The sequence below is a fragment of the Cupriavidus sp. BIS7 genome (assembly GCF_000292345.1).
Taxonomy (GTDB): domain Bacteria; phylum Pseudomonadota; class Gammaproteobacteria; order Burkholderiales; family Burkholderiaceae; genus Cupriavidus.
The window spans coordinates 1-8,377 of the sequence record NZ_ALOU01000063.1 but is presented as its reverse complement, the minus strand read 5'-3'; the positions used below and the strand labels follow the sequence as shown (position 1 = coordinate 8,377).

Sequence of the window (8,377 nt, the reverse complement as noted above, 5' to 3'; positions counted from 1 at the left end):
AATTACTTGACCACTACACCTGTCGCAATTTGAACCGCTGGCCCTCTCCCCCTGCCCCTCTCCCGCGTGCGGGAGAGGGAAGCAAACACAAGGGAGCTGGTTACTCCTCGCCCAGCATCTGCGCCACCGACCCGGCCATCCCGGCGGCCTTTTCGCCGATCAACTGCTGCAGCGTGCGCAGCAATTCGTCTTCGTTGAACGGCTTGCCCAGATAGACGTTCACGCCGATTTCCGCAGCGTAGCGGCGGTGCTTCTCCGCCGTGCGCGACGTGATCATGACCAGCGGCATGCGGCTTGTACGGCTGTCGGCGCGGACGTTGCGCGTCAGGTCGAAGCCGTCCATGTTCGGCATCTCGATGTCCACGAGCATCGCGTCCGGCATGACCTCCTGAAGCTGACGCAGCGCATCGACGCCATCGCGCGCCAGCACCACCTGGTAGCCCGCACGCGTCAGCAGGCGCTGGCTGGCCTTGCGCACGGTCAGCGAATCGTCGACGACCATCACGGTAGGCTGCGTGACCAGGCCCGGCACCGGCACGGGCTCGCCATGGCCAACGAACTCGGCCACCGCGCCCATCGTCTCCGGCATCGGCAACGGTGCCGGCAGGGCCGGTGTCACCTGGCCGCGCTCGCGCACCCAGCGCTGCGCCAGCACCACCGGGTTGTAGATCAGCACGATTTCGCCGTCACCCAGCGTCGTCGCACCGGCAATGCCTTCCAGACGCGCAAGGTGCGGGCCGATGTGCTTCACCACCACTTCACGGTTGCCGATCACTTCGTCCACGTGCACGGCCACGCGCTCGGCGCCCGAACGCACCACCACCACCGGCGAATACTTGCGGCCGGAAGCCATCGGTGCATGTTCTTCGAGCAGGGCGCCAAAGTAGAAGAACGGCGCATCCGGTCCCGCCGGACCGAAGCGGCCGGCGTTATAGGCTTCCAGCAGCGGTTTCTCGCGGAGCTGATGGACCTGGTCGATCATGCCGCTCGGGATCGCGAACAGGCGGCCGCCCAGCGAGACCAGCAGTACCTGCGTAATAGCCGTGGTCAGCGGCAGGTGCACCGTGAAGCTGGTGCCGCGCCCCAGTTCGGTAGACAGCGTGATTCGCCCGCCGAGTGCCACCGTTTCCGATCGCACCACATCCATGCCGACTCCGCGCCCCGCCAGTTCGGACACCGAATCGGCGGTCGAAAAGCCCGGCGCGAAGATCATCTCGGTCAGGCGTGCGTCGCTGGCCTCCTCTTCGGCGGTCAGCAACTGGCGCGCAACCGCACGCTGGCGGATGCGCGCAAGGTCCAGGCCGCCGCCGTCGTCGAAGAACGTCAGCACGACCTCGTTGCCTTCCTGCTGCACTTCCAGCGTCAACGCGCCCGTGGCCGACTTGCCAACGGCACGCCGTGCGTCGGCTGCCTCGATGCCGTGCACCACGGCGTTGCGGATCAGGTGTTCGATCGGGCCGGCCATGCGGTCCAGCACCGAGCGATCGATTTCCACCGTGCCGCCCTTGATCAGCAGGCGCACTTCCTTGCCGGTCTCGGTCGCCGACTGGCGCGCCACGCGATAGAGACGCTCGGCCAGCGCATCGAACTGCACCATGCGCGCCTGCATCAGGCCGCGCTGCAGTCCGCGCGTGAGCCGTGCCTGCGCGGCCAGGTCGCCCGAGGCGCGGTCGAAACCGCGCTGCAAGTTCTGCTCCACGGTTGCCACGTCGTTCACCGACTCGGCCATCATCCGGGTCAGTTCCTGGAAGCGCGTGAAGCGGTCGAATTCAAGCGGATCGAATTCCTGGTTTTGCTGGGCGTCGGCGATGCGCGACGCCATCTGCGTTTCGGCCTGGATTTCGATTTCGCGAAGCTGCATGCGCAGACGCGCGACGTTGTCGTTCAGTTCGCCGAGGTAGCTGCGCAGCGCCATCAGTTCACTGTCCAGGCGCGTACGCGTCGCGCCGACTTCACCGGCATCATTGATCAGCGTATCGAGCGTGCGCGCCTGCACCCGCACGAGCGCGCGCTGGCGGTCGGCATCGGTCGGCAGGCTGGCCGGCACAAGCGCCACCTGCGGCGCGGCCGGCAGCAGTTCCTGCGCGACTTGCGGCGCGGCGTCCACCGGCGTGGCCTCAGGCTCGGACTGTGCGGCGATCAGGCCGTTGACCACATCGGCATCGTCCACCGGCAGCAGCCGGCCATTCTGCAGCGCGTCAACATGCGCCAGGATCCGGTCGTACCAGGCATAGAGCCGGCCGAACAGTTCCGGCGCGGCCACGCGCTGGCCACGCACACTGGCTTCGAGCAGCGTTTCCATCTCGTGCGCCGCCTGGCCCAGTGCCATGGCGCCGGCCATGCGCGCACTGCCCTTCAGCGTGTGCAGGGTGCGCAGGATCAGGCCGCCGTGCTGGGCATCGCCGGGCGCGGATTCCCATGTGCGCAGCATCTTGCCCAGGTCTGGCAGGCTGCCCTGCGCTTCTTCGAGGAAGATCTCGACCAGCGCGGGATCAAGCGACGAAGCATCGGTCGATAAATCCGGCGCGGGTGTGTCCGGGGAGTTGGGCGAGACATGTGCGACAGCCACCGATTCATGGCGCGGTGCCGTCGGCAGCGAAATCACGACCGCATCGTGCAGCGGCGTGGCTGACGTATTGGCCGACGTCAGCGACGGCGTCGATAACGGCGGCAGCGACGTGATCGGCGTCAGCTTCACGGGCGGCAGGCCGGCCGACGGCGGCTCGTCGATGTCGTCCGTGTCATCCGGATCGCCTGCATCGCCCAGGTCATCCTGATCAGGCTGCTGGCCGAACAGCCGCGCCACGGAGCCTTCCTGTCCGGATGATTCGTCGACGGACACCACGGCGCGCGGACGCACGAGCGCGCGCTCGCCGAAGTCGTTCAGGTCGCGCACGACCGCACTGTCGGCATCAGGCCAGACCCCGGCGGCAAACTGGTGCAGCATGCCGCGCAGCCGGTCCACTGCCTGCTCCAGCAGCCGGAAATCGCCCGGATGCATGACCACCGGGTGGCGGCCCAGCAGCAGCAGCAACTGCTCCAGCGCTTCGGCGATTTCACGTACCGGCTCCAGGCCCACCGTCGAGGCGCTGCCTTGCAGCGTGTGGGCCACGCGCAGCGCCAGTTCGCTCGGGCACGGATGGCTTTCGTGCTTCCACTCGGACAGGTCGGTAGCGAACTGCCGCAGCAGGTCGTCAGCTTCCTGCAGGTAGACGTTGTACAGCGCCAGTCCGATGCGGACGGGGCCGATCACCTTGTAGTTGTCGTCCTCGCTGGCCAGGCCGCCGGACAGGCGGAACGGCAGCACGTTGTCGTCGCCCGGGGCTTCCTCGGCAGCCGGCACGCTGGCTTCCGCCAGCAGGGCATCGAGAGGATCGACGGTCTCTGCAACAGTGGCATCGGCGATGTCGCCTGTTTCTTCAGCATCTTCGGCCGCTTCAGCCCGCGCCGAGCCCGGGTCGCGCACGGCTTGCGCCGCACTGACAAGTCCGGTGATGTCGCGCAGCGTGGACGAGTCCTGAAGCAGCGCCAGGGCCCATTCGCGCAGCAGGTCATGTGCCTGCTGCAGCAGCGCCAGCAATTCGGGCTGCGGCTCGCGCGCCTCGGCGATCCACAGGTTCATGACCTGCTCCACCGCCCATGCGGCCTCGCCATAGCGGTTCAGGCCAACCATGCGGCTGGAACCCTTGAGCGTATGGAAGGCTCGACGCATGCGGCTCAGCACATCGGCGTTGCGCAGCGCTTCCAGGCCACCCGGCAGATCGGCTGAGATATTGCCGAGCACCTCTTCGGCTTCGGACAGGAAAATCTCGAGCAGTTCGGCGTCGATCGCGGCAGCATCCACCGGCATCGGCGCCGCCACCGGAGCTGCAACCGCAGCGGCCGCCGCCGGCAATGGATCGGCCAGCGCCACGACCATGCGTTCAGCGGCCGAATCGCTGCCGGCCATCCAGGCGTGCAGTTGCGTGGTGGCCTCGCTGGCCTGACGGCGCAGCACGGCATCGTCGTCGATGGCAGCCTGATCGGCCACCGCTTGCAGTGCGCTGCGCAGTCGCTGGATTTCCGGCGAATCGGCACCCGCTGCCACGCGGATGGCGTCCATGGCGGCGCTGCGTGCGGCGGCCAGCACGCCTAGCGGCGCTGCATCGCGCTGCGACGGCGCCGCGTAGATATCGTCCTCGGTGACATCGGCCTGTGCGCGGCCGAATTCGAGCAGGTCCGCAAACGCATGCACGGCGCCGAGTTCGGCGGCGATATCGGACAGCATGGCAACGCGGGACGACTCGTCGCCGGTTTCACGCAGCACGTCCAGCCATTGCAGTACGTTGCGAACCGCGGCCAGCGCCGCTGTCGCGGGCTCGTCGAGGCCTTCGGGCATCGCGGCACTGACATGGACGCGTTCGAGCGTGGCCAGCAGCGCGGAGAACGCCTGCGTGGCGTCGGCCAGCGCGTCGACGGCATCGGGACGCGCCGCGTTGCGGTCAAACGTATCGAGCCACGATTCACCGCTGTCGAGCTGCGCGCGCAGTTGCGCAACGGCCTCCGCACGCATGGCCTGCGCGCTGGCGGCTTCCACCATCTCCGCGAGCCAGGCGGGCGCCGTGCCATCGGGATCGGCCAGACAGGCGGCCAGCGCATCGCAGCGCTGCGCGAACTCGATGGCCGACGGATGACCCGACCTGCCATGCACGCGCCACGGCGTGGCCAGCGCGCGCGACAGGAACAGCGCCACACCGGCGCGGCCCAGCGCTTCATTGGCGGCACGGCGTCCGGCATGGGCCGCAGCCGTTGTCAGGCATTGCTGCAATGCCGGCTGTGCGAGCGGCAGCGCCGCTTCGGCCAGCGATGCCAGCGCCAGTTCCCAGCCGGACTGATCGTCGCCGGCTGCGCGTTCGATCGTCCTGGCGGCTTGCTGCAGGTTGCGAGTATCGATCGGATCGAGCCAGCCGTAGTAACGCTGGCGATAGTCGGCACGCGCCACCGCATGTGCGGGGTCGATGCGGTACGCCTGCAGGCTGCGCGCGATATCGGCACGCAGCACCTGTACCGCGGCCTGCGTCGCGGGCGGCGTGGTCGCCTCGGGGCCATCGGGCGTCAGGCCCGTGCTGACCAGGAAAAAGATCGCGTCATTGAGCAGTGCCTGCGGCACACGCACCTGGCCTTGCAGGTACTGGCGCACCAGCAGATGGGTACGTCCGGCAAAGCGCTTGCCCAGCAGATCGGACGGCAGCAGGCCGTGCGCCATCGCGCGGAACACCATCGCCAGCGTGTGCCAGATGCCGCGATCGGGCGTATCGGTGGCGCGGCGGGCCTCCTGCTCCTGATTGCGCACGTCGTCGAGCGCCAACTGCAGCGGCAGCCAGGCCTCGCGCAGCAAGGACGTCTCCGTGCACGGCGTGGGCAGGCGCAGCGCTTTCAGCAAGGCGGCCTCGTAACGATGACGTGACCGCGTGACGGCCGATGCCGAGCGCGTCGGCAGCACGATGCCGGGCAGCATCTGCAATTCGTCCAGCCACAGGTCGGCCGGATGAATGCGCTCTTCCTTCATCAGGGCCAGCGCGGCGGCGTAAGGCTGGTAGAGGCGCAGCGGATCCTCGGAATCGCCGGCCATCAGGTCGTCCACGTACTCGGCCAATGCCTGCATGCCGGTGCGGAATACCGCCAGCGTGTCCAGGCTGGCCGCCACCGTGCCGGCGTCGATCGCTTCGAGCAGCCGGCGCATGGCCTGGCAGTAGGCATCCACGCCGCGCAGGCCGACGATGTGCACCGCGCCGGCGGCCTGGTGCAACTGCTGACCGGCCAGCCGCAGCGAAGTGGTGTCGCGCGCGCCAAGCGCCTCGGGCGCCTGCTGGATCTCGTCCACATAGTGGCCAAGTTCCACGGCGGCATCTTCGAGTGCGGTGCGCAGGCTCGGTGCAAGCCAGGCCAGCACCGACAGGTCGCGCTGCGGCGCGGCGGGTGCGTCCCCGGCCGGCGCGGGAGCAGGCTCCGGCGTGGATGGCAGTTGCGGCGCAGCCGCCTCGGCCACGTCGCTCGACAGGGTGGTATTGAAAGACATGACCAGTTCCATTGCGCCCTTGCGGGCGGCCGTCAGGCGATCTTGAACCGCGATACCGAGTTACGCAGCTCTTCGGTCAGCACCGTAAGCTGGCGCACCGACGTTGCGGTCTGGCGCGTACCGGCCGTGGTCTGCGCGGTGACCTGCAGGATGCCGTCGATGTGGTGGGCCACGTTGGTGGCCAGGCCAGCCTCGTGCGACGTGGTCTGCGAAATCTGCTCGATCAGTTCGGCAAGCTGGCGCGACACGCGGCCGATCTCTACCAGTGCGGCACCGGCGTTATCGGACAGGCGCGCGCCTTCGACCACGCCCTGCGTGCTCTGCTCCATGGCGTGCACGGCGTCCTGCGTATCGGTCTGAATCGTGCGGATCAGCGCACCGATCTGCTTGGTTGCCTCGCCCGAACGTTCAGCCAGGCGCTGCACTTCTTCCGCCACCACCGAGAAGCCGCGGCCAGCTTCGCCCGCGGAAGCCGCCTGGATGGCGGCGTTCAGTGCCAGCACGTTGGTCTGTTCGGTAATGTCCGAGATCAGTTCGACGATTTCACCGATCTCCTGCGACGATTCGCCAAGGCGCTTGATCCGCTTCGACGTTTCCTGAATCTGCTCGCGGATGCCGTTCATGCCGGCAATTGCGTTCTGCACCGCGTGCTGGCCCTGCTCTGCGGCAGCCAGCGATGCGCGTGCCACGTTGGCGGACTCGGCGGCGCCGCGTGACACCTGCGTGATGCGGTCCGCCATCTCCACCACCGACTCGCCGGTCTGGCGGATCTGGCGCGACTGCTCTTCGGTTGTCGCGGCCAGCTGCACGGACGTCTCCTGCACCTGCGACGAAGCGTGCTGGACTTCCCCGGCCGTCTGCTGCACGCGGCCGACCAGTTCCTTCAGTTCTTCCACCGTGTAGTTCACCGAGTCGGCAATGGCGCCGGTGATGTCCTCGGTCACGGTGGCCTGACGCGTCAGGTCACCGTCAGCGATGTCCTGCAGCTCGTTCATCAGCTGCAGAATGGCCTTCTGGGTGGCATCGTTGTTGCGCTTTTCGTCAAGGCGGCGCGCTTCGGCTTCACGTTCGCGCGCTTCGGCTTCCAGCGCACGCACGCGCGAATCGCGCAGGTACAGTGCCGCAAGACCCGCCAGGCACAGCAGTGTAGCCAGCGACGAGATGACCATCGCGCCCAGCGTCCACGGACGGAAGCGCGCTTCCTTCGCGTATGTCGTTTGCAGGTCGGCAAGCTCGCCGCGCAGCGCCTCGTTGTCGTTGAAGATCTGCTGCTGCGCGCGCTTGGCGGCGATCAGGCCCGGCAGGTTCTGCAGAATCGTCTGCGTGGTCTTCTGCACGGCCTCGAAGCGCTGCGACAGTTGCTGCAGGTAGCTGCGCGATTCGGCGTCGTGGGCGGCGGTCAGGCGCAGCGCTTCGGAGCCGTTGATCAGGCCGTCGAGCGTTTCGCGGAATGTGTTGGTGTCCTTGCCCAGCAGGAACGCGGTTTCGGGGTTCACGCCTTCGCCGGACAGGAACTCGTTGAGGTTCTTGCCCAGACGCTGCGTCAGCATCACCAGCTGCGCGGAAGCGGCCACCTCGCGCGTGTTGGCGCCGGTCTGGAGCTTGATGGCGGCCACCTGTTCGGCGGCTTCGAGCAGTTCGGGGTTAGAGGCGTTGAAGATCTGCAGCGTCTGGCCGATCGTCGTCAGAATGGCCTGCTGGCCCAGCACGTCCGCGGCGCTCTTCTCGGAACGCTTCCACGATCCCATGGCCTTTTCCAGCAGCGGTTCGGCCGCGCCGGTGGTGGCCCGCACGTGCTTGTCGTCGCTGCCGTTCTGCAGCGCCAGCAAGTCGGCGGTCATCTGGTCTTTCGATTCACGGAGCTGCTTGAACGCCTGGGCATTGCCGAGCAGCGCCACCGGAACCGCCTTGCCCAGACGCTGCGAGTGCATCAGCATGTCGCCGGTAATTTCGATCTGCGCCGAGCCGTTGCTCGCCTGCCGGTTATCGAGATACACCGAGGCCAGCAGCGCAGCCAGCGACACCACCACGCCCACGGTCAGCGCGCGCTGCTGAGACGCGAACGGTACGTTCGACAGCCAGCCCGACAACACTTCGGCGGGGGTCGGGCCCAGGCCGCCCTGCTGCCTGCCTGCGGCGGGCTTGGCAAACACGGAGCCCGTTGGCGACACTGCATCGGCGGCAGCGCCGGCAGTAGCGGTTCGGCGTCCCAGGCTGATCTTCTTGATACCCATAGCAACCCTCTGTTCGTTCGTTATTCTGGAAACCGTTCGGAATGAATCCGGTGTCGTTGTGCCGCCTGGCCAGAACCGCTTCGCT

Annotated in this window: 2 protein-coding genes; both read right to left on the bottom strand. The window is 67.6% G+C overall.

The features are described from left to right. Positions 1 to 100: 100 nt before the first annotated feature. Complete coding sequence (locus B552_RS0120905; protein ID WP_026035887.1) at positions 101 to 6,058, bottom strand: Hpt domain-containing protein; 5,958 nt, start codon at positions 6,056 to 6,058, stop codon at positions 101 to 103. A 32-nt stretch (positions 6,059 to 6,090) separates the two neighbouring features. Then, positions 6,091 to 8,292 carry a methyl-accepting chemotaxis protein gene (locus tag B552_RS0120900; RefSeq protein ID WP_019451012.1) on the bottom strand — a complete coding sequence of 734 codons (2,202 nt, stop codon included), beginning with the start codon at positions 8,290 to 8,292 and terminating at the stop codon, positions 6,091 to 6,093. Between the last annotated feature and the right edge of the window lie 85 nt (positions 8,293 to 8,377).